The sequence below is a fragment of the Arsukibacterium sp. genome, assembly GCF_033721375.1.
GTDB lineage: Bacteria > Pseudomonadota > Gammaproteobacteria > Enterobacterales > Alteromonadaceae > Alishewanella.
The window spans coordinates 235,866-261,623 of record NZ_JAWWAP010000003.1; the positions used below are offsets into that span (position 1 = coordinate 235,866).

The window sequence follows — 25,758 nt, forward strand, 5'->3', positions numbered from 1 at the left end:
GGAGAATAATAATGGCGTTACAGCTTAATAAAATTAGCACTGCCATGGTGTTACTGTTTAGCTTACCGGTGGCGGCCCAGCAAAGCAGCGACAGCGAAACCGCAGCCAGCCGTACTGAAAACAACCAGATTGAACAAATTGTTGTTACCGGTAAAGCCAGTGGTATGACGGGCTTAAAAGTAGATACTAGCTATGCGGTAACCAATGTGTCGGCCGAGACCATTACCCGGCTCTCCCCCAAAAGTACGGCGGAACTGTTTACTGTGGTACCTGGGGTCTGGGCTGAAAGCTCAGGCGGGGTGGCTGGTGCCAATGTGTTTGTCCGCGGCTTCCCCAGCACCGGTGATGCACCTTTTCTTACTATTCAGTTAAACGGTGCGCCAATATTTCCGCCGCCAACCTTGTCGTTTTTAGAAAACTCCTCTATTTTCCGGCTCGATGAAACCATTCATTTTATGGAAGCGCTGCGCGGCGGCTCTACCCCGGTGCTATCAAACGGCCAGCCCGGCTTAACCACTAACTTTTTATTAAAAGAAGGCAGTGATGTTACTGAGGGCCTGGTGAAGTTTTCCACCTCCAGCTATGGCCTGCGCCGGGTTGATGGGGTGATCAGCGGCGAAATTGCTGACGACTTATATATTATGGCCGGGGGTTATATCAGCAGTTCGGAAGGACCGCGCGAAGTCGGCTTTAATGCCGAAGAAGGTCACCAGTTCACCGTTAATCTGACCAAAGATTTAGACAACGGCAAAATTAATGTTTACACCCGCCAGACCGACGACAGCGGGGTATGGCATTTGCCGGTGCCGATCAATGTGGCCGGGGTAGACAACAGCTACAGTCAGATTGGCCCGAATAACCGCTTAGGCCTCATTAGCTATGGCCCGGATAACCAGCAACAAAGTTATGACTTTGGCGATGGCCGTGGCTGGAAAGGCGGTATAACCGGCGGCACTATCGACTTAGACTTAACCGACAGCTGGCGCTTAATGTATCGCTTCAGCCATATTGCCGGCGAAGCCAATACCTTTGGCCTGGTGCCGGAAGGCGGCGCTACCACTCTTGGTAATGTTGCCGGCGTAACAGGCCCGGTCACCGGTGCGGTAAGTGGCGTCAGCTACGATAACGATACCGTGGTGCAGCAAATTGGTCGCTGGGTGGTGTTAAAAGATATTGAAGCCTTTACCAACGATATTGCCTTTAGTAAAACCACCGACAAGGCGGTATTCACCCTGGGCTATTACGCCACGAATTTCTCGGTACAGGATTGGTGGTCTATCGGTAACCAGCAATGGCATGTAGTAGAGAAAGGCGGCGAAGCATTAACGGGCATTGAATGTAACGACAGCGTCGAAAGTTGTAGCTGGAATTACGATATCGACGCCACCGGTGACGGCAATACCAGCGCCTTTTACGGCGCAGTAGAGTATCAGTTTAATGACCAGTGGCGGGTGGATGCAGGACTGCGTAGGGAAAATCACAAAATTACCTACGTGGTAGACGAAGGCTTAACCGGGGCTATCAGCAAAGCTGTTGATTACGACGAATCAGAAATTGCCTGGACCACCGGCGTTAACTGGATGTGGCAACCCAATATGGGCATATTTGCCCGGATCAATAAAGGCAATAAAATGCCGTTTTTTGATGACTTTCGCGATAACTTCGGCGCCTTTGAAGGCGGTGATAAGTTAATTAAAGAAGTGACCCAGTATGAGCTGGGCTATAAGTGGGCCGAACAAAACTACAGCTTATATATCACTGGTTTTGCCAATGAAGTAGACGGCGAGCTGTTTGTTTCCCGCCCTGGCGCGCCGGCTGAAGTACTGACCACCGAGGCGCTGGGTGTAGAAATTGATGCTAATTACCGGGCTGCCAATGGCTTTGCTATTAACCTTAATGCGACGTTGCAGGATACCGAAATTACCAACCACCCTGAGCCATTAGTGGTAGGCAATCAGGCAATTCGCCAACCAGAGTGGATGCTACGCATGACGCCGAGCTACGGCTTTGAGCTGCAGGATATGTATGCCACTGTCTATGGTACCCTGGCCAGCGTCGGCGACCGCTTTGGCGATAACGGCAACACCGTCAAGCTGGAAGGTTACACAAAAATTGATCTTGGCTTGCAACTGGAGCTGACCCAGCAACTGAAAGCGCAATTGTCGGTAAGCAACCTGACCGATAAAGATGGCATAACTGAAGGCGACCCGCGTAGTGCCGGCAGCCCGAATGGCCGCTATATTATGCCGCGCAGTGTCGAGTTTAGTATTACCTATACCTTCTGATTTTCTCTCCCCCGTGTTTCACCACGTATTGCCCCCGTCCCGTGCGGGGGCTTTTTTACAGGCAATTAAAGCCAATTTCGCATTATGCGCGTATTGATCACCTTTAAGCTTCAGGTTACATGGTGATCACGATAGCGAGGATTAGAACCCCGTTTCGGTCGCCACAGAGTGTCTGAGCCCCAACAGGGTGAGTTGTTGTGGCGAGCCGGGGCGGGTGTTGTAATCCGCAGCCCCCACCCATACAACTAACCCTGTGCTTAATGATTCCAATAACCAGCGAAACCCAGCTAAAATAAGTTAGCTGGTTTTTTATTAATGCCATGTAGTGTATATTTGTACAGCCTTCGTGCCCTCACTGCTGATAACCGGAAACCGCTATGGATAAAATTGATATTCGGGGTGCCCGCACCCACAATCTGAAAAACATTTCCCTGCAAATTCCACGCGACAAGTTAATTGTGATCACCGGCTTATCTGGCTCTGGCAAGTCGTCTCTGGCCTTTGACACCCTGTATGCTGAAGGGCAGCGCCGCTATGTTGAGTCGTTATCGGCTTATGCCCGGCAGTTTTTAAGCATGATGGAAAAGCCCGATGTCGACCACATCGAAGGGCTGTCGCCGGCCATTTCGATTGAGCAAAAATCCACCTCACATAACCCACGCTCTACCGTCGGCACCATTACTGAAATTTACGACTACCTGCGGCTGTTATTTGCCCGGGTCGGCGAGCCGCGCTGTCCGGTGCACGACCAGCCCTTAGCCGCGCAGACTATCAGTGAGATGGTCGATAAAGTGACTGAATTTCCTGAGGACACCAAATTAATGGTGCTGGCGCCGGTAGTGCAGGAGCGGAAAGGCGAACATGTTAAAACCCTGGAAAACCTGGCTGCCCAGGGCTATATCCGGGCACGGATAGATGGCGAAGTGTGTGACTTATCTGACCCGCCAACCCTGGACTTACATAAAAAGCACACCATTGAGGTGGTCATCGACCGGATAAAGGTGCGCGACGACATTAAGCTGCGCTTAGCCGAATCGTTTGAAACCGCGCTGGCATTATCAGGTGGCGTGGCCAAAGTGGCCTTTATGGACGAGCCCGATGCCCCCGAGCTGGTATTTTCAGCCAATTTCGCCTGTCCTACCTGTGGTTACTCGATGACCGAGCTGGAACCCCGGCTGTTTTCGTTCAATAACCCGGCCGGTGCCTGCCCCAGCTGTGATGGCCTGGGCGTTAAACAGTTTTTCGACCCGAATAAAGTCATTGTCAGCAACCAGCTGAGCCTGGCCGGTGGTGCTATCCGCGGTTGGGATAAACGTAACTTTTATTATTTTCAGATGTTAAAAGCGCTGGCGGAACACTATGGCTTTAAGCTGGATGTGCCGTTCAGCAGCCTGAGCAAAAAGCAGCAGGACGCCATTTTGTATGGCAGTGGCAATACTGTTGTCGATTTTAAATACCTGAATGATCGCGGCGATGTGGTGCTGCGCAGCCATCCGTTTGAAGGTATTGTACCGAATATGGAGCGACGCTACCGCGAAACTGAATCAAATTCGGTGCGGGAAGAGCTCAGTAAATACCTGGCAAGCCAGTCCTGCCCCAGCTGTCATGGCACCCGGCTGCGCACTGAGGCGCGCCATGTGTTTATCGGCAAAACCAATTTACCGGAAATTGTAGAGTTATCGATTGGCGACTGCTTAACCTTTTTCAAGCTGCTGACGCTGCAGGGCCAGAAGGCAAAAATTGCCGAAAAAGTATTAAAAGAAATTCAGGACCGGCTGAGCTTTCTGGTTAATGTCGGCCTGAACTATCTTAATTTATCGCGCAGCGCCGAAACCCTATCGGGCGGTGAAGCCCAGCGCATTCGTTTAGCCAGTCAGATTGGTGCCGGCCTGGTCGGCGTGATGTATGTACTGGATGAGCCGTCAATTGGCTTACATCAGCGCGACAATGAGCGTTTACTCGGCACCCTGACGCATCTGCGCGATTTGGGTAACACTGTGATCGTGGTCGAACATGATGAAGACGCCGTGCGGCTGGCAGATCATATAATTGATATCGGCCCGGGCGCCGGGGTGCATGGCGGTCATATTGTGGCCCAGGGCACCATTGAACAGATTATGGCTGAGCCTGAATCATTAACCGGCCAGTATATGGCCGGTACCCGCAAAATCGCGGTACCGGAAAAGCGCACGCCACTGACTGATAAATGGCTGGAAGTCACCGGTGCTACCGGCAATAACCTGAAAAATGTCGATTTAGCCCTGCCGTTTGGCCTGATGACCTGTATTACCGGGGTATCCGGCTCCGGCAAATCCACCTTAATCAATGACACCCTTTACCGGGTAGCACACCGGGTTTTAAATAAAGGCGAAGGTGCAGATCCGGCGCCACATCATGAAATTAAGGGCCTGGAACATTTCGACAAAGTTATCGATATCGACCAGAGCCCGATTGGCCGCACCCCACGCTCCAATGCCGCCACCTATACCGGTATTTTTACCGCAGTACGCGAGCTGTTTGCCGGCACCCAGGAAGCCCGCTCCCGCGGCTATCAGGTCGGCCGTTTCAGTTTTAATGTTAAGGGCGGGCGCTGTGAAGCTTGTCAGGGCGATGGCGTCATTAAAGTAGAAATGCACTTTTTACCCGATGTCTACGTGCCGTGTGATGTCTGCAAAGGCAAGCGTTACAACCGGGAAACCCTGGAAATTAAATACAAAGGCAAAAATATCCACGAAGTGCTGGATATGACAGTCGAAGACGCGCTGGCCTTTTTTGAAGCGATCCCGGCAGTAAAACGCAAACTGCAAACGCTGCAGGATGTCGGCCTGACGTATATTAAGCTCGGTCAGTCGGCTACCACGTTGTCGGGCGGCGAAGCGCAGCGGGTAAAACTGGCGCGCGAACTCAGTAAACGCGACACCGGCAAAACGCTGTACATTCTGGACGAACCGACCACCGGCCTGCATTTTTACGATATTCAGCAACTGCTGAACGTATTGCACCGGTTGCGTGACCATGGCAACACCATAGTGGTGATAGAGCATAACCTGGATGTAATAAAAACCGCCGACTGGATTGTCGACTTAGGCCCTGAAGGCGGTAACGGCGGTGGCGAGATCCTGGTAGCCGGCACCCCGGAGCAGGTAGCAGACTGCAAAAAATCCTACACCGGCCAGTATTTAAAGCCGTTACTGGGGTAAGGTGCTAACAGAGTGAAAGAAACAAAATGCACCGTTGCAAAGTCCCATAATGGGACTATAATTGCGCTATGAGAATTATTGCACTCTCTACGTTAAAAGCATTCTGGCAGGACAAACCAGAATATAGTGATGCCAAAGAGCCTATTCTCGCCTGGCATCGCCACGTATTAAGTGCAGACTGGCATTCGCCTGCAGATGTAAAACAAGATTTCAGGCATGCCAGTATTCTCAAAGATGGCAGAGTGGTATTCAATATAGCTGGTAATAAATATCGGCTGGTAGTTTGGATTAATTATGCCTACAAAGTCATTTATGTGCGGTTTGTCGGCACTCACAGCCAATATGATCAGATTGATGTACAAACGATATAATCGCCGGAGAAGCAATGATGGATATCAGACCTATCAGAAATGATGCCGACTACAAAGCGGCGTTGCATGAAGTCGAGCAACTGATGCTGGCCCAGCCAGATACGCCGGACGGCGAGAAGTTAGATGTAATGGTTACGTTAATTGAAGCTTATGAGGCTAAACATTTCCCCATGGATTTGCCGGATCCTGTTGCGGCTATAAAGTTTGAAATGGAACGAAAAGGCCTTACAGTTAAAGACTTGGAGCCAATGATTGGCAAAAGTAACCGAGTTTATGAAATTTTAAATCACAAACGCTCACTTACTTTAAAAATGATCTGGCGGCTGCACGAGGGGTTGGGCATCCCGGCAGAATCGCTGATTAAACCACCGGTAAACCTGTCAAATTAAAACCAACGCCTTACCTGTTTGCTATAAACCTGATACTCCGCACCAAACTTTTCCTGCAAATAGCGCTCTTCCGGTACTATCTGCAACCGGTTCATATACAGTACAAACAGCGGCAGCATTGCCAGGGCTGCCACATTCGTTAAATAAAAAGCCAGTGCAGTTAACAGCAATAAAAAACCCAGATACATAGGGTTACGGCTATAACGGTAAATCCCTTTAATAACCAGACTGGAGGTTTGCTGCGGCACGCGCGGGTCTACCGTGGTATCAGCGCGGCGAAATGCCAGCACCCCCGCGAACGCCACCGCGATACCGGCACCAGCCAGCACAATAGCTACAACCTGCCCCCACAACGCAGGTAGCGCCAAAGGTGGCAGCCACTGCGCCAATAACCACATCGCAGCGGCAAAAAGCGCTACCAACACAACCGGGGGTATTCTAAGTTCTAATGTTTGCATAACAGTCATCCAAGGGTCTTATCTAGCGGTATCATACTACTTACTAAAACATGTTGGCAGCTGCTGTTTTATATCACCATCAGTGAAATTATTCATGCTGCAATACTCACCACACGGAGGAAGTTGCATACAAAATATAAACAATTAAATTGCAATTAAATGATTTCTTATTAAGATAGTGATCTTAAACGGCAGGAAGGAATAAGGGATTGGTAATGACGGCTCGCAAAGGACTTCAACACGCACAGCGCTTTCAATCAGAACAAAAGTTGGCTGAGGATTTAGCTGAAAGCAAAGCGGATATTTATGTACTTAACGCACGAGAACTTGCAGAGTTCTGGCTGACAGTACAACGTCAGGAGGGCAAATCACAATCTCAAATTGATAGTTCATTCAAACAGTTGACTGGTTTAGATCCAACGACCCAAATATTAACCTTGGGTCGTGATTATGGCGCGGCTGGCAATGATTTGGCCACCATGTTGGTACTGGGAACTGACTTGAAGCGTGGAAGCCGCTTCTTCGAAACTTACAGCATGGTTACTCAGAATGGTCGGAATTACATTATTTTTAAGGGCAATCACCGGGCTCGTCTTATCATTAAAGGCACTCGCTATCTGGCAACCAATACCCTGATGATAAAGATGGCAGTAGGGACAGAAGGCCTGAAAAACTCCGCCAAAAGTGGTTTTCTTGTATCGGTGATCTTCTCCGTTTCTTTACATAGTATTCAATGGCTGTTTGAAGATGAGTATCGCTGGACACACTGGCTGGCAGGTATTTCTACAGATCTTGTTAAGATTGCTATCGCCAGTACTGCCGGATACTTAGCCGCTGCAGGTGCCGCTCTGTTTATGGGTGCTGCCGTTGTTGCTGTAGTACCAATTATTGTCGGGGTTGCTGTATCCTTGCTGGTTGGTTACACACTTAATGTAATAGATAAAAAATTTGAGATTACTAAATCTTTGATTCAATGGTTTGAATATCAGGAAAAATCACTATTGGATAAAGTTAATGCTGGCATTGTCTATGTCACATCCTCAACAGTCCGATATGTTAAACGAAGTCTATATAAAACTGCGACAGACAAAATCAACCAGTTATTGCGAAGAAGGCCTCAATTATGGCTTTAACCAGTAAGCAGAATGCTGCAGGTCTGGGTTTGTTGTTGTTTTGCCTGCTTCTGCTACCTCTGGTCATCTGGGGTTTGCTATACGATCTATCGAATCAACAGCAACAAGTTGCTAGTGGCCACCAGCTTATTATTCACAGCGACATGCATGGTTTAGCTTTTGGCGGCGGCTTTTTTTGCCTGGTACTTATCATGTGGATTGCAACAAGATTAATTACCCACAAGTTTAGCTTGCATACTCAGCCCTTAGAGAAAAAATTTAACAGGATATTCAGCGGGTTGTTATTAGGTAGTTTTGGGCTAATGCTCGTTGGTTATTACGGAGTTAGCCACTACTGGCAAAACCAAATGGCTGCAAAGGGCTATGAATCCTGCCCGGCCACCACTCTGCTATTTACCCGGGTAACTTACAGCGCCTGGACGCAGAACCCTGCTTTATGTTTTGACATCGACGTGAAGCGCATTGTAACCCGGGGCTCATGGAATGAATCTGTACAGGTAGAACAAATGCTTCAGCAGCGGGCACGACAGCAAGAAGCACGCAGGCAGTTTTTGTTACAGGAAGAGCAGCTTAAACGTTCCCGGAATACTCAATCATAATAATCAGATTACCGTTATTACAGCCAGTGAAGCCAACACCATTGACTTAGAACCATAAACTGAACGACAACCAGCGCCTGAACTCTTTATTCTACAACTTCAGGCAGCTCAGCAAAGCTACTGCCGTGGCGCAGCCAATTTGTGATGTCATTGGTAAGTTGTGGCAACGGCACTTTGTTCTTACCTTTTAGTGCACACTCCCAAACCAGCAACACCCGCCAGCCCAGCTCGCGCAGTTTGTCCTGCACCGCGTCGTCATGTGCCCTGTTTGAGCTTATTTTTTGCTTCCACCAGTCAGTGCTGATAGCAGAAGCTACTATAGGCTTATATTATCTTTCTATTTTAGCAACAGCACTTAATCGCAACCACTCGTTAGTATCTAAGCCTATTCTCGATATACTAGCTGCCACATTATTTGATATCGACTGCGCAATATTACTCTTTAATTCACCTACCCAAATTAAATCCCCGTAAGTACCATCCTCCTTTTTATACTCAATTATGTGTTTGTTATTGCCATTTTTTACCGCTCTAATAGTTCGAGACTGTGCGTTATACTTCAGAGTAAATTTTTGAATATTTATAGATGAGTAACGCGTCAACAATCTAACTGCAGAACCTTCGCTATCTTGGATAACATGGCTAAACTTTCCGCCATTTTTTGATTTATCTACTTTCAAAAACAAAAAACTACTGTCACCGCTAAGGCGAACACTGTCACAGAGGGGCTGCAAACAAATATAATAACTATCATCGAAACCTTTTATTATAGAGCCAAGTTTTATATTAGGCTCATATGGATGAATAGATATAGAGAAACTATCCCTTCTTTTACACTCTATAATACTAAGATTGTCATGACTATCTTCACGTCCATTCTTTAAATTAACTTGAATTCTATTATCTTCAAAAAAGTTATTTGGATATTCTTCATCTAGAATTATCACAGGCTCATCTTGGAGTAGCTTTTTTATTTGCTTGGATGTTGTTGCATCTAGAAAAGATTTAACTTTTCCAGAATCAACTTTACCCGACTTATGACCTACTATAATTTCAAAGAAATCTGGTTCTTTAGCTGTATTAATGTGATCCAACCACTCTTTTATTCTCTCTTTCCTTAGGTTTGATTTTATTTTTGGCGCTATTTGTATGATAGATTTGAACTCTTCGGATATCAATTCAGCAGCATAATCAAATGCGACCTCATCTGCATACTCTCTTACTTTAGGAGAGGACAGCAAACCTAAAACATGTGAAACATAAGCAGGGTCGAGATGTTTATTAAATGCATGCAATATATGATGGGTTTTATCTCTAAGTTCCCCAATAGCAGACAGTGTCGCATTAGAAAGTAAGCCGATAGTAAGCTCAGTGAACAGCGCAACAACTTCATCTCTAAGTGCTATTGCTTCATAATTTTTTCCAATAACATTGATTTGACATAACTGTAGATTTCTGCCACTAAAGTTAATCTGTTGACCACTTAATATTGAACTATTATCTAACGTCTCTACTTCTTTAAATATATTTCTAGTGATTTCTTCAGGATCTGTTTCACCCGTGTATACGACGATTAGACGCAAGCGTCCATGCATTGCGATATCAGCTTGTAGTATTTTTTCAATACTGAGTTTGGCCAATGACCCTGACTTTTTACCAAATTGGTCATCCATACTCCAATCTAAAATGGTAATGTCTGCGCGCTTGGTACTCTTTTGAATACGTTCCGCAGCTACTTCTATTGTGCCAAACTTGTTAATGTCAGGTTTGAATGCACAGCAATTAATTCCATAATCAGTAAATGCTAAAGATAGATCTTGGTAGTTAAGAGGATGAGCAACTGGAGCAGCTTGTTTATCATTTTTTTTAGTATCACGATACCCCAATCCACTATCTGAATCCTCAGGGATATCAAAATCTTCTTCTGCTACGTTCTCAGGCTTAACTTCAAAAATCAGATTGTCATCTACTGCAATGACGTTGTTTAGAAAATCGCAAACTATCGCCTTTGATGATTCGAAAAATGTTCCTTCTCGCACGCTATCACTCCACTTCTAAGTCTTGATTTTCTTTGGGTTCTATTTTGAATACTGCCCCACTTTCCGGTTGGTATGGCTCTAGAAGCAGTTCAAAACCGTCTCTTACCAGTGTCTGGCGCGCAATATAGAGCCCCATCCCTTGTCCCCCTATACGGCGAGTGAAGCCGAACTCGAAAACATTTTGCTGGTCGATAGTTGGAATACCAGGTCCACTATCTTTAATAGAAAAACCATTTTCAGTGGCATCAAGAGTAATGCTTTTCTCACCTGAGCTTCTAGCCAACCAATGGATAGCGTTGTCAACAATATTGATAAATACCGGATATAGCGTAGAAGTATAGGTAATTACACTTTGGTTATAAAAACCAGAAGTACAACTTAGTTTTATATTTTCTTTCACTAGTCTTTCTTCAAAGATAGAAAAGATAAACTCGCTTATAGCCTTACCTGTAATTTGAGTGCGCCGCCGCCCCATACGCCTAGTTAATGGCATGAGAGTTTTAAGATAAGCATCTAAATGATCGAAACCTGTGCGGACCCGTTCATAAATGTTTTTGAAACGCTCACTTCGAGTTGCAAATTGTTGCATCTCGTTCAAACCACGACGTATTGAAAGGATATTGCTATTAAATTCGTGCCCTATGACACCCAAAGCCATACCCATTTGGGCCAACTGTAAATTTTTTTCATGTTGCTCTTTTAAAAGCTCATATTCCGTTTCTAAAATCGATACCAATTCAGTGGAAGATGTCGTGTTTTGCTCAGTGCCTTCTTTAGCAGCCAGCAAACGTTCTGTAATAAGATTAACACTCTCCAAAATGACTTTAGATGAATTATCTATTCGTGTTTCTAGATCAGTTTTAAGCTGAAATAGTTGGTTAGAAGTTACACCCTGAAAACTGGTAGAATTGAAATCTTTGAAAACCTCCGCAGCCTGTTGTTTAGCTAGTTCCCTATTTCGGTTAAGTAATTGACGCGCCTGTTTTTGGAGTTCTTCCATTATTCTGTTGGCTTTGTTGTACGCCTCATTTAGTTTTTTACGTTGAGCTTCTTCGAGTAGGGTCAGTGAATCGCTGAAGCGGCGGCGTAGTCCGGTTCTATCGCCATATTGGTCTTCATACCCAACAAGTTTTCGACCGATCTCTGATTTTCGCTCTTCAATTTGAACCAAAAGCTCGGATTTCTTAACTTGATAAATATCCCATAGCCCGGCTAACTCCTTGTTAAGCCCTAAACCAGAAGGTTTTGTAATATCTATACTGTTGATCAATTTCCCGAATTCGTTGACGCGGATCTGTTCGACATTGAAGACCAAATCATCAATTGCATGCGTCTCGGGTTCGAAATTATTAAAAACTGTTTGGGCTTTTTCAGATAGATACTGAATAGTATTTTCCCATTGTTCGCTATCAAATTTTTTGAAAAATAGCTCGAGTTCTTTAGTAAACCTTTTACGCTTAGTATTTTTATAACTATCGCGTTTCTTTAGCAATTCGTTTTCACGCTGCTGTCGAGCACGAGTTTCAATGAAGGTTGCAGACTGATCTCCTCTGTCATTAAAAAAATCAGCTGCAATTTGTATGAAAAAGTTTTCTAAGATAGCTTTCAATTGCTTATAAGCTTTATTTTCTATGAATCCTTCACGGCCGGCTTTTTCTTTTAATTCAATGTTATTAGCTTTTGTGAGTTCGATTGCGCCAAACATACGACGATATGAAAAAAAGTATTCACTGGCACTTTTTGAACGTCGCTGCTCAATACGAAGAAAATCCACGTCTGAATCTCCGTAAGGTAAAATACGAATTCCATCACGATAAATGTACAATCCGCCCATCTTATCCGTTTTATCACGAAGTGCTTTCCAATCATCTGGATGCACTTTTGAGTCTCGTTGTGTGCCATGTACGTAAGCAAGATTTAGTTTAAATGGTCCACATAAAACTTCTTTGTTTCCACCTTCAGGCCAGGAAACAACGATATCTTTTTCTTCTCCATAAACTTTTATTTTTCCAGAAAACTGACCAAATTCATTAAATGTACCTTGAAAGTGGTGGTCGGCAATATCAAATTCATCTGGAGTAAAAAAAACAGATTCACTGATTCTATCTATACATTCACCGTGCACCGTATGATCCCGAAAGCGAGCAATGACAGGTGGACAGGCATTTTCGTACATGGTGTTGGTAAAACCCAGTAGCGCTTTTTCTAAACGAGAAGCTTGATCAGTGCGTCTTGCAGTAGCAAAACTCTCAATGTCATCGTTCAGAATCTCATCGACTGGGGTAATTATAAAATGAGTACCGCCGCGGCTACTGTTTAATGATAGATGCTCCCTCTTCAAATCCAGATTTTTATCCAAGTCGTTCAGGGTGCCAACCCAAAACTCGGGGTCGTAGTCAAACTGCTTAACTTGGTCAATAAGAAAATCTATTTTTTTATATGAAAGTTTTCCTTCTAGACTATGAATGTTGGCTAACGCCTCACTAATTAGCGTGTCTATATCTTTCTTGCGCAGGGTTTCTTGCGGTGCGAGCTCAATCATTGGAATATCTATGTCTTCCAAGTTAAGTTTCGGAAGGGAAAACAATGTCCAGTTTACAAAGGCCGCTACAACATTTCCTAATATCCCATCTCGCCGTGAACGAGTGACAACCAGCACTTGGGGGCCGATAGACGCGATTGCTAATCGACCGATTCCTTTTTCTCCCATTATCGGACGAGCTGCTTTAGAATCGTCTACCGCAGGCATACCAATGCTATCTTCATCAATTAGCTTGCTATCTGTGCCTATGGTAAGCCAACGATCTTCAAACTCATTTTTGGTCATACCGATGCCATCGTCACGTAGAATAAGCAGACTCTTTTTTCTTATATAATCAACTTCTACATTGTCGGCATAAGCATCATGTGCATTTTTAAACAGCTCACTTAACGCAGTGGGAATACCCGCAATTTGTTGTCGGCCGAGCATATCGAGTGCTCGAGCTTTTGTTTTTATCTGTGCCATTTCTCACGCAGGTCTAGCTTAACCATCCCTGTCCTCTTGTTCGTGTAGTTGATTCCACATGACCTCAGCAAAACGTTGTGCTAATAATACAGGAACTGCGTTACCGATTTGCTTAGACTTGGCAGCCCGATTACCTTTAAATTGAAAGTCCTTTGGAAAAGTTTGCAGCAAGGCTGCTTCTCGAAACGTAATGGCTCTATTTTGTGCCGTATCAGGATGGCCAAAACGCCCATTAGAAATACTCGTACATTTAGTTGTAAGGGTTTTACATGGAGCATCCCATCGCATACGGCCGTAAACATCTGTATGTCCACTGTAATTTTTATGACATTGGAGCCAAAGTTCGGCAGGCCAGTTTCTTCGATCGCCACCTTCTGGCGTGTGCATCAATCTCTCAATATTATGAGGTTCCACCACTGCGGCCTCATGCAATGAATCATTAGGATCAACTTCACCAGCCTGCAGTGGAGGTAACTCTCCAATGTAATCCTGAACAGTTGCGAATCGAGTATTATCCATACCGTGCGTTAACAGAGGAAAAGTAGGCTGCCCATTTAACCTAGCCAACACTACTAATCTTTTGCGTTGCTGAGGGACACCGTAAAACTCGCTTGATATAACACGATACTCATACTGATATTCAAATCTATTCAGAAAATGCAGGAAGTCAGCAAATGGGCCATTATCAGCCAACTTAATACTTTGAATACCAGGGACATTCTCAATAAAAATGAATTTCGGTCGCAACGCCCTGATAAAACGTTTGGTTTCACTCAGCAGCGACCTTCTATCGTCACTACTAACTCGTTGTTTATTTTGTGATGAGAAAGGTTGACACGGAGCACAAGCACAGAATACAAGATCAGAATTCTTCCAATCTGATACTTTTTCGGCTACATGTTTCACTTTAACATTTCGAATATCAGCTTGGATGAACTGTGCATTGGGGAAGTTTGTCTGATAGCTTTCGGCGGCATTTTTGTCAAAATCAATACCCAAGGTAACTTCAAATCCAGCAAGCTCAAAACCCTTGCTTGCCCCCCCACAACCGCAGAAAAAATCAATTACCTTCATTTTCTTCTCTAATAACTTGATATAATTTTATTTTTTTAATTTAGTGCCTTTTAATGAAATGATATTCATGCAGCTCTGCTTTAAAATTCTAATATTGTTAGCATACATTTTTTGCAAGTAATGTGTAAGTGTAAAAGCCTGAAAATACCGTTAAGCGCTAGTATATACAGAATTTAGTTGACTCCGTTGATAAACACCATTGCGCTGTTAATCGCATCAGACGCATTAAAAGAAAGCCCTTCATCCAAAGCAATTTCGTTTTGGCACACCGACCAGATATACCCACCGCACCAGCGGTCAGGGTTATCTTCTATATAAATGGTGAAGCCGTTTACTTCTTCTTCGTAGGGCACTGTTATATCGTCTGTTATGTGCTGATTTTCCATGGTACATACTCCAGCAGGTGCTACTGACAAAGTATTTACCGGGCGCAGGGTAATCACCACGGACGATAAGTCACATAATGGGATTTTTTTCTTACGCCGGCATGGGCAGTTTGCCATCCACCATAAATTGAGTAGCCTTGAATTAATAAACTTGTGTGTCGCCGTTTTATTTAAACGCTATCTGCCCGGCGATTTCTTTTAAATTAAACATTGAACGCAGATTCCTGCATTATTTGCTCTGCCCGGCTAATTCCCAGCCGCTTCGCAACGGCTTGCCAGTGTTTAACTGCACTTAGCACTTCGTCGTGAATTTGAGTTGCCTGGATTTGAGAAAGCCGAAAGAAGCCTTTTACATCAAAGGCTAACTGGTAGTCTAAGGCGTTGTCTGTATCAGTAATGTTCAGGTGTAGGCCGTGTTTGCCAACGATGGGGTTTAAGTCATACGCAGGTGATAACTTCCAGCCATTCTTAGTCAGTAAAAAACCATGGTTACGCAGATGATCATCCGTATTAGACACGGCAATATTAAAGACGATACGGCGCCACAATTGTGCTAAATCAGCTTCTGTTTGTGCTCCCTGTTTGGAGAGAAACTCAGCAATTTCCAAATAGCTGGCACCTTGCGATCGTTCGCCATCGTAGTATTGCAGCTGAGTCATAGCCGATGAAAAATGCAGCCGCTGCTGTCCCTGCCGGTCAAAGCGCTTTGTTAAAAAGGTATGGTGTTGCGATGAAAACTGCCTGATCTCACTTGGAAACATCTCAACGCCAGCGGCTAACGCCAACTCATAACAGACCATCTCCCACGCACCAACATCATGGGTATCATTTACATTAGGAAATTTAGCTATCCATAATTGATTTTGTTCATCGGTTACACAGGCTTTTGGTCTGGCACCGCCTAAAGATGAACCAGGTGCAATCAGCATTTGTAGCCAACGATAATACTCGTCACTGTCAATGTTATCGTCTTTTTCAATTTGCATGGCGGCGTGTTCTAACTCACGTAATGATGCCATTGGCGGTGCAACAAACTCGACATGATTGTCTAGAAAAGGGTTGTCTGAAAAAGAGGCATCTGAATAATCAGCATTGTCAGCCCGCTTAAATCGGATCCCTCCCATTCGATATGAATCATGTACGCCCAGCAAGTAATCCAATTCGTTTAATCGACTCGTTGCCCGAATGCCCTTACGCGCTTCAATGGCAGCACGGCGTTGCATCAAAATACGGCCCCAACGGTCGGGGGATGAGTCCAGAAAAGCCCGGAAGTTTTTATCGGCTTCGTCGTTGTACAGTTCACCAGGGTACAGTGTCAACATAGGGTCTATTTGTAAGCGATAAGGTGAGGTAAGAAATGCTTTGTCGTACGCAAAGCTAAACACACCGCCCCGACTTGATTCACTGTAAGCAAGGTGCCCAACCAATAATGGCTGTTCAATTGGATGCCAGTCGGCATACACCTCGACGATTTCACGGCTCATTTTGAACCTTCCAGCAATTTTATATTTTGCAGCTTGATGCCCACTTCATCATGAGCAGCCATTTCTGCAAAGTTACTTTCCATTCCCAACACGGCCATGATCTTCAGGTAAGTGCCGATAGCGACACCAGGGTCACCCGCGAAGGCCTTGTTCACGGTTTTATGATCAAAACCAGTTCGCTCACACAATAATTTTTTAGTAAAACCACGGCGTTTCATGGCTAACAACAAGTCCTCACCAAAATGCGTAAGGATTTTTCGCTGCTTAGGAAACAGAACATTGTGCAAATCACGCTTAGCCATACCTCACCTAATGGGATTATATTCCTACTATTTAATCATTAATGGGAATATAGTCCTACTTTAATAAGTTAGCAACTGCCAAGCAAAATTAAGAGGACTATGTTCCCACCTATGCGCTATTAATAAGATTAATATCCTACTATGAGATATTCCATACGGAATCGATGACGTTGACAGCATTATTAACCCAGCTTTGTTAATTATTCATACCGGTCGTGGCAGCTCGTCATCTGCTTTAAATAGCCCGGCGCTAAATTGATACACCACGCTGACACCAGCTGAACCTGACTGCTTATTAATCAATTGCCTCAAGTTTACAATCATGCAACACTTGGCTGATTACCTGGTTTGCTAAATAAGGATAAGCTATGCAAACAGTTTTTACCCCTGGCTATAACCTGCTGAATCAGCGCAGTCTTAGCGTGCCTGTCTGGTTAAAATTTTCCGGGGTTTGCCTGCTGGGTGTTTATTTTCTTTTTCTGGTGTATATCACCGGCTTTCTTTATCAGCAGCAGTTACCGGCTTTTATCACTATTACTACTGAAAACGTTACCCTGGCATTCGGGATGATGTGGCTGTTTTTTATTGTGGCTGCCGCCAGCTTTTATGGGTTGATTACCGGTCGTTACCGGGGGTTGATAGCCTGTCTTATTCTGGCGTATCTGGGCCTTGCCGACGCCTGCTTTAGCCTGGTATATCAAGGTAAGATTGACCTGGGTCTACTGCTTTTTCCACTGTTTATTTACCAGCTATACAAAATAAAAGCGAAATGGGCCCGGGCATAAAAAAGGGCAACCTAAGTTGCCCAAAACACCAGTGGAACTTCCAGAGAAAATTAGAACTGGCCGATTACGCTCAGGCTGTAGGTCTTAAAGTCTGAGTTATCAGTATTGCTGGCAAAGCCGGCTTCTAATGCCCAGTTCTGGTTGAAGAAATGTTTGGCATTGAGGCTGTAACTGTCTTCTTTACTGTAAGACATACCCACAGAGGTCATTTTACTGAAATAGTAATCTGCATTTGCTGCCCATGTTGAGCGGTCAAACTGTTCTGCCAATGATACGCCTACAGCGATAAATTTGTCAGAGCCCAGACTGGCGAAGTATTTGCTGCTGATACCGTATTGATCAAACTCATCATCAGTGTACGCCGTAAAGCCCACATAATCATTACCCTGCAGCTGATGGTTGTAGCTGGCAGAGAAACGGTAACTGGTATCACCTTCTTCTGGCTTAGCGGCTTGTGCCCGGATAATAAAGTCTTTTGAGATCAGATAGCCAATACCAACAGAGGTTGCATCAGAGCCGGCGTTGTCGGTATAACGAGCAGATATCACCAGATTGTTTTCAGCAAAGTATTCACCACCAATGCTCCAGAAGTTCTCGCCATCAAACCGGCTGAATGCCGCACCTACGTTAGTAACTTTATTAATATATTCAAATTGATCCAGCGGGCCCAGTGTTTGTTTTTTATCAAAAAAGTAAGTGCCATTCAGCGACCACACGGTTTCAGATTCACCGCTAACCCGCAAGTGATCAGCACGCAGTTCAGTGAATAATTGGTATTCTTCGGCAGAAACAGCAGTAGTGGTTATTGCGATTACAGGCAGTATGTACTTCAACGTCATTGTTTTAATTTCCCTAAGTTGGTGATTGCGGCGCGCATACTACAGCCGGCAAATGCCAAAGTAAAACAATATTTAATATTTACTTTACATTTAACACTGTATGATTACTTTTTGAGCGAAATAAGGTAATCCCGTTACATCAATAGGTAGACACGTATCAATCCTGCATTGTAAGGCAGACGGGCACTTGCCTTTTCTGGTTGTTGCGCCAGAATAGGCTATTGGCTACAGGAGCATCACTATGTTTAAAACACTTTTAGCATTGGCATTTTCTGCCACATTGTTCAGCGCTCAGGCCGCTACCGTTTTTGGTGAGGTTGTTGATAAAGCAGCGGCAATGCCAGTGGAGCAGTTATTAGCTGCACCGCAAAAGCACTTGCAGCAGGTAGTGACTGTTTCAGGCACGGTGGACGCAGTTTGCAGCAAGCAGGGTTGCTGGATGAAATTTGCCGCAACCAGCGAAAAGGGTCCGTTCCGGATAAAAGTTCGTGACGGTGATATGGTGTTTCCGCTAAGTGCTAAAGGTAAAACTGCTTATGCTACCGGCCTGTTAAAAGTATGGGAGCAAGGCGAAGGTGAGGCGGCGGGTTATCAGTTAGTACCCACTGCAGTAGCAATAGCGGACTAATCGAAGCTGCTGCAGTTGTGTCAGTTCATATCATTACTCATCTAATGTCTTTATCAGCTGCGCCAGAAAAGTCAGCTTTTCATTATTGAGCTGGCGGTAGTCAAAATACGGGCAAACCAGTACGCGCTGGTATTTATCTAGCGCAAATTCCTGATTCAGCCAGTTAAGTTGCGCTGTCAAACCATTGTCCAGCAGCGCCCTGGCATGGGTGCGCCCGGCAATAATATGAATGTCTTTAGTCCCGGCTTTTAACTCCGGCATGCTAAACAGCAGCGCGGTATTACTGCCGGCCTGCAGTAAATATTGATCCCGATACTGCTGCCAACTGCCCGCGTACCTGGTAAAGCCAAACTGTTTCGCGTCCAGGGCAAATAATAGCTTGCTATACACGTTAAACACCTTGCGCCAGCCATTGCCGCAGGCACTGTTTATCAGGTCAATCTCACCTTTTTGCAGCGGCTTTACCTGGCGCAATCCGGCGTACTCTGCCATTGGTGGCATGTTGGCAATATATACCCGGACTACCGCGCCACTCTGTCCAAAACCTACTTCTGCACTGCTGCTCACGTTTTGACTCTTTTATCATAATAAAAAGGCACAATAAAAAGGGTGGCAAATGCCACCCCGGGTAACGTATATCGCTAAATTATGCGTCTTTTTGCAGCAAGTAACTGATTAATTCCTGTAATTCATTTTCCAGATTACGCTGGTTTAGTGATTCATTCAGAATTTTATATTTGTCGTTGACCACCAGCATTGGTACTGAGCTTAATACCCGGCTTTCTGACAGTTCAGTCTGTTCTTTTTTCATCTGGCTGGCTGCGCCGCGCACCGAGAAGCTACGCATGGCCTTTTCATATTCTTCCGCTTCAATGTCGTTTATCAGCATCAGGCTGCGGATATCATCTTCGCTGGTGAAAGGCACCCGGTTGCGATGGATCTGGTTGAAGATGGCAGAAGCAATCTGGTCACCCTTGCCCATGTTTTTACCTACCAGGTAAGCGCGGGCCAGCATATTCTGAATTTCCGGCGAAGCGGCGCGGATAAAATCGACATGCACTTTTTTAAACTCAGTGCCTTCAGGCAGTTTTTTAGCCAGGCTCTGCGCCACTGGTTCGAAACCATAGCAACCGCCGCAATAGAAAGAAAAATACTCTTTAACTTCAGGCTTAGCTGAAGCTTGCTCGGCAATGACCTGATAATGCTTGCCTTCGACAAACTTAGCATTAGCACTTACCGCCAGTGGCAGTAGTAACGCGACAAAACACAGTGATAACAGCTTTTTCATTTTATCTTACATCCTCAATCAGACCGGTACGGCCTTTAGCTTAGCAAATTGTCAGTAACCTGGCACCAGTGATAACGGCGGTTGTTGCAGTAATGCCAGCTGCTCTTTTAACACCAGACATTGTTGCTCCCAGTATTTATCGGTGGCAAACCACGGAAAGCTTTGTACAAAAGCCTGGTCCTGCCAGCGTCGCGCCAGCCAGGCCATATAGTGCACTATACGCATTGCTCTGAGTGGCTCGATCAGTTTTAGTTCCGCCGGATCAAACTCACAATATTGTTCATACTCGTCCAGCATCAGTTCCAGGGTCAGCCGCTGCTCGCGCTGATCACCTGACAGCATCATCCAGATATCCTGAATTGCCGGGCCAGTGCGACAATCATCCAGGTCAACAAAAAAGGGCCCCTTGTCGACATAAAATAAGTTACCGGCGTGACAGTCTCCGTGTAACCGGATTTGTTTTGTTGGCTGATACTGACGGCTGGCTTCTGCGATTACCTGTTGCAGCACGGTATCAAAAGCGGGGCGCATATAATCGGGAATAAGCTCCAGCTTCGCTAATACCTGCTGGCTTTGCAGCAAATGACTGTCGACACTGAAGGTAGGCCGGTAACTGAATGTTTTTTTAGCCCCGACCTGATGCATCCGTCCCAAAAAGCGGCCTAACATCGCCAGTTGCTCGTCGTTATCCACTTCCAGCGTACGCCCACCGCGGCTTGGGAACACGGCAAAATAATAGCCCTGATACTGCAACAGGCTGTTGCCATTAAACCGCAGCGGCGCCACCATTGGGATATCAGCGTCAGCCAGCTCAAACGCAAAATCATGTTCTTCCTGAATTTGCTGCGGACTCCAGCGCTCAGGCCGGTAAAATTTCACCACATACTTCTGCGCCTGCAAACTATGATCAGGATAAGCAGTGAACTGATATACCCTGTTCTCATAGCTGTTTAGTGCCAGTAAGCCACTGCTGACATCCAGCCCCAGCTGCAGTAATGCGTCTAAGATCAGCTCTGGCCCCAATGTGGCAAAGTCAAAACGGCTGATGATGTCCTGCTTAGCGGCCGGCAAAGAATTTATTCCCCTGGCTGACTTTATAGCCATCTTCAGACTGCTCGGTAACACTGAACTCGATGTCCAGTACCGGTCTGGCCGCACTGTAAGGGTCCAGCGCCAGACTTACCGGCACATTCAGGCTGTCGCCACCGGCAATAGTCACTTCGGTTGGCCCGATCCAGCTGAAGTCGTTTACCCCGGAAACCGCTAACTGATATGTTTTAGCCTGCTGCGACTTATTGATAATACTCAGGGTGTAGGTGTTTTCAATTAAACCTTCCGGCGTTTCCCGATACAGGGCACCGCGATCGCGGATAATATCCAGCTCGAGCGGTTTACGCAGATACAGGTTGGTAGCAAAGGCAGCGCATACCACCAGCAGAATAATAAAATATCCCACCAGTTTTGGCCGTAGTATTTTAGTCGGCTTGCCTTTCAGACTGTGTTCAGTGGTATAACTGATCAGGCCCGGTGGATAGCCCATTTTTGCCATCGTATCATCACAGGCATCAATACAGGCACCACAGTTTATGCATTCATACTGCAAGCCATTGCGGATATCAATGCCGGTGGGGCAAACATGCACACACAGGTTGCAATCAATACAGTCACCCAGGCCTTTTTCCTTATAATCTTTGTCTTTGCGGCTGCGCGGACCACGCGCTTCACCGCGCTGCTCATCATAAGTAACGGTAAAGGTGTCTTTATCAAACATCGCGGACTGAAAACGGGCATAAGGACAGATATGGGTACACATTATTTCCCGCATCCAACCAGCGTTACCATAGGTACAGGCGGCAAAAAACAATACCGAAATCACCGCCCAGAAGCCGGCCTGAAAAGTGAAGAAATCAATAAAAAGCGGACCCACCGGTGTAAAATAGCCGACAAAGATCAGTGACGTTAACAATGCAAAGGCCAGCCAGCAAAAATGAGTTAAGGCCTTTTTGGCAAATTTAGATGCAGACCATGGCGCCTGATCCAGCGTCATCCGTTGATTACGGCTACCCTGAATTTTTTCTTCAAACCACATAAAGATAAAAGTCCAGACTGATTGTGGACACAGATAGCCACACCATACCCGACCATAAAATGCGGTAATAAAGAATAATGCATACGCGGCGATGACAAAAATCCAGGCCAGAATGGTAAAGTCCTGGGGCCATAGTGTCAGGGCGAAGATATTAAATTTTTGTTCGCCAATATTCAGCAGAATAGCCTGATTACCGTTGTACTGGATCCATGGCAGCAGCATAAACAGCGCCATAAATACAAAGCCCATATTGCGGCGCAAACTTTGGTGTAGCCCCTTAACAGAACGAACATATATCCGGTCACGTGAAGCATATTTGCTCTGGCCCGGCTGCTCCGGTTTATAGGTTTCCACCGTTACCGGGATGTTTTTTATGTCAATACGGTTTTTATCCACTGCTACCTCTGCCCAGCTGCTGTGCTGGCGCTAGTATAACAGCCTTGGCAGCAGAATATTTGATATAAAATAAGCCACAGAGCAGCAGATGCACCGCTGCCAAAAATACTTTACAATAGCGGCTGCGATTTTTGAGGTGCGCTATCAGATGAAAAAGTTTTTTTGGCTGGCTATCATTATTTTGTTGCTCCTGACTTTCTCTGATCATGAGTTACTCAGGCCCTACCGCGATCAGCTTTATGGTTTGATCCTGGATAATGCTCCGAGCTCGGGAAAAATGTCCGACGAGCAAGCGATGCGGCAAATTCAAAAGCAATTTAACGAACTTAGTGCAAGCTGGGGTGAAGGCCAGCAACAGCAGCTAAGTAAAGCGGCCGCGTCGAAAGACAGCCTGTTAATGTTTCACCAGCGCTATTGTGTAAACCGTGACTTTAACCCTATTTTATTTGGTGAACCGTTACGGCAAAGCTGCAGCATTATTGAAAGCCGGATGGAAGCACTAACCAGCCCTTAAGCCGGCACAACTTTATTGAGAGTAATTATGCGTGTATGTGGGATTGAAATTAAAGGCAGTGAAGCCATTTTATGTCTGATGGCGTTCAAGGACGGTTTATTCGACTTACCGGAGTGCCGGCAAACCCGGCTGGCGTTAAGCAATGACAAAGATGCAGAAAGCATCCGGAAATTTCAATTTAATCTGGCAAAGCTGATTGAAGACTATAAAGTTGAACAGGTGGTTATTAAAGAACGGCCACAAAAGGGTAAATTTGCTGGCGGTGCGGTTGGCTTTAAAATAGAAGCGGCCATCCAGCTAATTACCAATTGCCCCAGTCAGATTTTATCGGCGACCACTATCAAAGAAAAACTGAAACAGCATCCGCTGCCGGTAGATTTTAAGGAGACCGGTTTAAAAGGGTTTCAGGAAACTGCTTTTATCGTCGCATACGCGTTTTTAGCTAAGTGAGTTAAACGGTTGTGTTTTAAACTGTTGTGTTAAAGATAAAACCGGCCTAATCAGCGCCGGTTTTATTTTTGGCAGCGGGTAGCCGGGTCAGTTCCAGTTGTACCGCCTGAGTGGCCCGCAGAATTAACCGTCGAATCAACTTTGACTTCGCTTCACCGGTTAATTCACTAAGATCATTCAGCGCTGCTATCGCCTCCTCGCTAAGCGTAAACGTGGCGTGGCGCATTGGCAGCCGGGTAGTGTCATCTTCATCAGGCATTTGTTTACGCAAACTGACAATACGCGGTAATCCCAGCGCATAGTTATTAGCGTCTTCAATAAACTCATCGGCGGTAAACGCCGGTTTATTTGACTGCAAACACTTTTTCTTCAGGTCGCTCAGCGCCATCTTCTTGTATCGCCTTCATTGCCAGCAGTTCTTCAATAATTGCCCGGATTTCGCTGGCGGCTTTGCCGTCACCATCAACATCCATCACCGACAATCCTTTTTCTTCACTGTCATCGTAAATATTCCGGCTATAGGTAATATTGTCCAGTACCCGGATATTAAAAGACTTGCATACTTCTTTAGCCTCGATGATCCGCGGCGCCTGATTTGGTAATGACGGGCATTGCGTCATAACGCACCCGACTATCATCTCGGGATTAACAATATTGCAGGCGCTGACCAGATCTTCCAGATGCTCCAGTGTTTTTAAATCGCGTCGCTTCGGCCGCAGCGGAAACAACACATGGCTGGCCACAACCATCGCAGATCGCAGTGCCACACTGTCCTGGCCGCCGCAGTCAACCACAACAACGTCGTAATGCATTTCCAGACTTTTTAATTCAAACCTTATTTTGCCATACATCTGCACACAGTTAATCCAGGGCAGACTGGCGTCAGTATGCCTTTCCTGTACCCAGTCAGACGTGGTACGCTGCGGATCGCAGTCCACCAGCATCACGTTAGCTTGTTTATCACGGGAAAAATATACTGCAATATTCTGAGCCAGACAGCTTTTACCACTACCGCCTTTTTCACCACCTACTAACACTATCATTCACGTCACCTTCTTATAAAGCAACAACATACGGTTGCACTGCAGTAAGCACAGATAATTAAGTGTAGGCGAGGAAAAGCTGATTCAGGGGTATTAAGCAGAACTATTTAATATAAAAACGGGTTTTTAATTAAAAATAGTTACTAAAAAAACTGCGGAAACGCAGTGTTATTGCTGCGTTTCCGGTTAGAAGTAGAACAATCACCGGTTATTGCTGACGGCGGCGCCACCACAGTAACGGGCCAAGCAATAATAACGCCAGACCGCTGCTGCCGCCGCTGCTCTCAGGCTCTGGCAACAAGGTATTAGGAACAGGATTCAGACCCGCGGCGGTGTTTGGTCTGGCATCCACTACAGTAATACTTTCCACGGTAACCATATTGGTATCGTTAAGCGGCACATTATTGGCCCGGTCATTTGCAGTATAATTTATCAGGGGTAGCCCCTGAATACCGTTAAAGTTGTAAGTAGGCAAGTTGGCAATTGCCATCACCACTTCCATATCAGCAGCACTGATTTGACCAAATACCGCGTAGGCGCCTTCCACAATATCCAGTTTCGGGCTGCCTGCACTGTTATCAGCCAGATTGATAAACCACTGGCTGGTCGCACTGTTAGGGTTACCCGGTAACTTTGCCATCGCTATGGTAGCGCGAACATTGGATAGCTTTGGCTCATTAACAATAGCGGCATTAGTCTGAATAGGGGTAAGCGGCAGTTGCTCTATAAAGCGAAAGCCACCGCCCTGAATAATAAAACCCGGGACAGAGCGGTGAATAACGGTTTCATTATAACGACCGCTGTTAACGTAACTTAAAAAGTTCTGCACCGTTACCGGTGTGGTTTCATCAAACAAGTTAACTTCAAAATCACCCAGACTGGTTTTCACCTGAACGATAGTAGCGAGTGCCTGCTGGCTGACCAGCAGCATACTGGCTGCAACCACAGATGACACAAATGTTGGCTTACTCAAGGCTTTCTCCTGCACAGACTGATAAA

26 protein-coding genes are annotated in these 25,758 nt (G+C 45.6%); 10 read left to right on the forward strand and 16 right to left on the reverse strand.

The annotated features are described in order from the left end of the window. Positions 1 to 11: 11 nt before the first annotated feature. The 4 genes from R3187_RS06185 (at position 12) to R3187_RS06200 (ending at position 6,245) form a co-directional block, all read left to right on the forward strand. Entirely contained in the window at positions 12 to 2,285 is a 2,274-nt protein-coding gene (locus R3187_RS06185) for a TonB-dependent receptor (RefSeq protein WP_318965817.1), read from the forward strand. Between the two features lie 377 nt (positions 2,286 to 2,662). Further along, positions 2,663 to 5,485, forward strand: coding sequence for an excinuclease ABC subunit UvrA (gene uvrA / locus R3187_RS06190; protein ID WP_318965818.1), 2,823 nt, complete (start codon positions 2,663 to 2,665; stop codon positions 5,483 to 5,485). Between the two features lie 68 nt (positions 5,486 to 5,553). Beyond that, positions 5,554 to 5,856 carry a type II toxin-antitoxin system HigB family toxin gene (locus R3187_RS06195; RefSeq protein ID WP_318965819.1) on the forward strand — a complete coding sequence of 101 codons (303 nt, stop codon included), beginning with the start codon at positions 5,554 to 5,556 and terminating at the stop codon, positions 5,854 to 5,856. A 17-nt stretch (positions 5,857 to 5,873) separates the two neighbouring features. Next, positions 5,874 to 6,245, forward strand: coding sequence for a transcriptional regulator (locus R3187_RS06200; RefSeq protein ID WP_318965948.1), 372 nt, complete (start codon positions 5,874 to 5,876; stop codon positions 6,243 to 6,245). Here R3187_RS06200 and R3187_RS06205 read toward each other — a convergent pair. Further along, complete coding sequence (locus tag R3187_RS06205; RefSeq protein WP_318965820.1) at positions 6,242 to 6,703, reverse strand: isoprenylcysteine carboxylmethyltransferase family protein; 462 nt, start codon at positions 6,701 to 6,703, stop codon at positions 6,242 to 6,244. The two genes, R3187_RS06200 and R3187_RS06205, sit on opposite strands and share 4 nt — an antisense overlap. 215 nt (positions 6,704 to 6,918) lie before the next feature. Here R3187_RS06205 and R3187_RS06210 point away from each other — a divergent pair, with 215 nt between their 5' ends. Together R3187_RS06210 and R3187_RS06215 are read left to right on the forward strand one after the other, a co-directional pair. Further along, positions 6,919 to 7,836 carry a hypothetical protein gene (locus R3187_RS06210; RefSeq protein ID WP_318965821.1) on the forward strand — a complete coding sequence of 306 codons (918 nt, stop codon included), beginning with the start codon at positions 6,919 to 6,921 and terminating at the stop codon, positions 7,834 to 7,836. Continuing rightward, positions 7,827 to 8,435 (forward strand): hypothetical protein, encoded by a 609-nt coding sequence (locus R3187_RS06215; RefSeq protein ID WP_318965822.1) that lies wholly within the window; start codon positions 7,827 to 7,829, stop codon positions 8,433 to 8,435. The genes R3187_RS06210 and R3187_RS06215 overlap by 10 nt, the downstream gene beginning before the upstream one ends. Positions 8,436 to 8,521: 86 nt before the next feature. On the opposite strand, the gene R3187_RS06220 is transcribed toward R3187_RS06215, so the two are convergent. From R3187_RS06220 to R3187_RS06250, 7 genes are all read right to left on the reverse strand, one after another. Further along, entirely contained in the window at positions 8,522 to 8,683 is a 162-nt protein-coding gene (locus R3187_RS06220) for a hypothetical protein (RefSeq protein WP_318965823.1), read from the reverse strand. Between the two features lie 81 nt (positions 8,684 to 8,764). After that, positions 8,765 to 10,474 carry a response regulator receiver domain gene (locus R3187_RS06225; RefSeq protein WP_318965824.1) on the reverse strand — a complete coding sequence of 570 codons (1,710 nt, stop codon included), beginning with the start codon at positions 10,472 to 10,474 and terminating at the stop codon, positions 8,765 to 8,767. 4 nt (positions 10,475 to 10,478) lie between these two features. Next, a complete protein-coding gene (locus tag R3187_RS06230) occupies positions 10,479 to 13,481 on the reverse strand; it encodes an ATP-binding protein (protein ID WP_318965825.1) in 3,003 nt (1,000 codons plus the stop codon). Positions 13,482 to 13,499: 18 nt separating this feature from the next. Next, positions 13,500 to 14,555, reverse strand: coding sequence for a DNA cytosine methyltransferase (locus tag R3187_RS06235; protein WP_318965826.1), 1,056 nt, complete (start codon positions 14,553 to 14,555; stop codon positions 13,500 to 13,502). 173 nt (positions 14,556 to 14,728) lie between these two features. Beyond that, entirely contained in the window at positions 14,729 to 14,941 is a 213-nt protein-coding gene (locus tag R3187_RS06240) for a hypothetical protein (protein WP_318965827.1), read from the reverse strand. A 203-nt stretch (positions 14,942 to 15,144) separates the two neighbouring features. After that, positions 15,145 to 16,425 carry a type II toxin-antitoxin system HipA family toxin gene (locus R3187_RS06245; RefSeq protein WP_318965828.1) on the reverse strand — a complete coding sequence of 427 codons (1,281 nt, stop codon included), beginning with the start codon at positions 16,423 to 16,425 and terminating at the stop codon, positions 15,145 to 15,147. Further along, positions 16,422 to 16,727 (reverse strand): transcriptional regulator, encoded by a 306-nt coding sequence (locus R3187_RS06250; RefSeq protein ID WP_318965829.1) that lies wholly within the window; start codon positions 16,725 to 16,727, stop codon positions 16,422 to 16,424. The genes R3187_RS06245 and R3187_RS06250 overlap by 4 nt, the downstream gene beginning before the upstream one ends. Before the next feature lie 368 nt (positions 16,728 to 17,095). On the opposite strand from R3187_RS06250, the gene R3187_RS06255 reads away from it, so the two are divergent. After that, a complete protein-coding gene (locus R3187_RS06255; RefSeq protein ID WP_318965830.1) occupies positions 17,096 to 17,512 on the forward strand; it encodes a hypothetical protein in 417 nt (138 codons plus the stop codon). A gap of 50 nt (positions 17,513 to 17,562) precedes the next feature. On the opposite strand, the gene R3187_RS06260 is transcribed toward R3187_RS06255, so the two are convergent. Next, complete coding sequence (locus tag R3187_RS06260) at positions 17,563 to 18,351, reverse strand: putative porin (protein ID WP_318965831.1); 789 nt, start codon at positions 18,349 to 18,351, stop codon at positions 17,563 to 17,565. Positions 18,352 to 18,592: 241 nt separating this feature from the next. On the opposite strand from R3187_RS06260, the gene R3187_RS06265 reads away from it, so the two are divergent. Then, positions 18,593 to 18,979, forward strand: coding sequence for a DUF4920 domain-containing protein (locus tag R3187_RS06265; RefSeq protein WP_318965832.1), 387 nt, complete (start codon positions 18,593 to 18,595; stop codon positions 18,977 to 18,979). A 33-nt stretch (positions 18,980 to 19,012) separates the two neighbouring features. Here R3187_RS06265 and R3187_RS06270 read toward each other — a convergent pair whose 3' ends face one another. From R3187_RS06270 to ccoG, 4 genes are all read right to left on the reverse strand, one after another. After that, positions 19,013 to 19,546 (reverse strand): DUF6942 family protein, encoded by a 534-nt coding sequence (locus tag R3187_RS06270; protein WP_318965833.1) that lies wholly within the window; start codon positions 19,544 to 19,546, stop codon positions 19,013 to 19,015. Positions 19,547 to 19,625: 79 nt separating this feature from the next. Continuing rightward, complete coding sequence (locus R3187_RS06275; RefSeq protein ID WP_318965834.1) at positions 19,626 to 20,267, reverse strand: thiol:disulfide interchange protein DsbA/DsbL; 642 nt, start codon at positions 20,265 to 20,267, stop codon at positions 19,626 to 19,628. Between the two features lie 51 nt (positions 20,268 to 20,318). Beyond that, the gene (locus tag R3187_RS06280) at positions 20,319 to 21,371 is read right to left on the reverse strand and encodes a serine/threonine protein kinase (protein WP_318965835.1); all 1,053 of its coding nucleotides are present in this window, start codon (positions 21,369 to 21,371) and stop codon (positions 20,319 to 20,321) included. Beyond that, the gene (ccoG, locus tag R3187_RS06285) at positions 21,325 to 22,752 is read right to left on the reverse strand and encodes a cytochrome c oxidase accessory protein CcoG (RefSeq protein WP_318965836.1); all 1,428 of its coding nucleotides are present in this window, start codon (positions 22,750 to 22,752) and stop codon (positions 21,325 to 21,327) included. The genes R3187_RS06280 and ccoG overlap by 47 nt, the downstream gene beginning before the upstream one ends. Before the next feature lie 148 nt (positions 22,753 to 22,900). Here ccoG and R3187_RS06290 point away from each other — a divergent pair, with 148 nt between their 5' ends. After that, complete coding sequence (locus R3187_RS06290) at positions 22,901 to 23,266, forward strand: hypothetical protein (RefSeq protein ID WP_318965837.1); 366 nt, start codon at positions 22,901 to 22,903, stop codon at positions 23,264 to 23,266. 27 nt (positions 23,267 to 23,293) lie between these two features. Then, positions 23,294 to 23,716 carry a DUF3010 family protein gene (locus R3187_RS06295; RefSeq protein WP_318965838.1) on the forward strand — a complete coding sequence of 141 codons (423 nt, stop codon included), beginning with the start codon at positions 23,294 to 23,296 and terminating at the stop codon, positions 23,714 to 23,716. A gap of 46 nt (positions 23,717 to 23,762) precedes the next feature. Here R3187_RS06295 and R3187_RS06300 read toward each other — a convergent pair whose 3' ends face one another. The 3 genes from R3187_RS06300 to R3187_RS06310 all read right to left on the reverse strand — a co-directional run bounded on the left by R3187_RS06300 (position 23,763) and on the right by R3187_RS06310 (position 25,732). Beyond that, positions 23,763 to 24,074 (reverse strand): replication protein RepA, encoded by a 312-nt coding sequence (locus R3187_RS06300; RefSeq protein WP_318965839.1) that lies wholly within the window; start codon positions 24,072 to 24,074, stop codon positions 23,763 to 23,765. Then, positions 24,061 to 24,759: a division plane positioning ATPase MipZ gene (locus tag R3187_RS06305; RefSeq protein ID WP_318965840.1), complete on the reverse strand. Its 699-nt coding sequence runs from the start codon at positions 24,757 to 24,759 to the stop codon at positions 24,061 to 24,063. The genes R3187_RS06300 and R3187_RS06305 overlap by 14 nt, the downstream gene beginning before the upstream one ends. A 208-nt stretch (positions 24,760 to 24,967) precedes the next feature. Further along, entirely contained in the window at positions 24,968 to 25,732 is a 765-nt protein-coding gene (locus R3187_RS06310) for a peptidylprolyl isomerase (RefSeq protein WP_318965841.1), read from the reverse strand. Between the last annotated feature and the right edge of the window lie 26 nt (positions 25,733 to 25,758).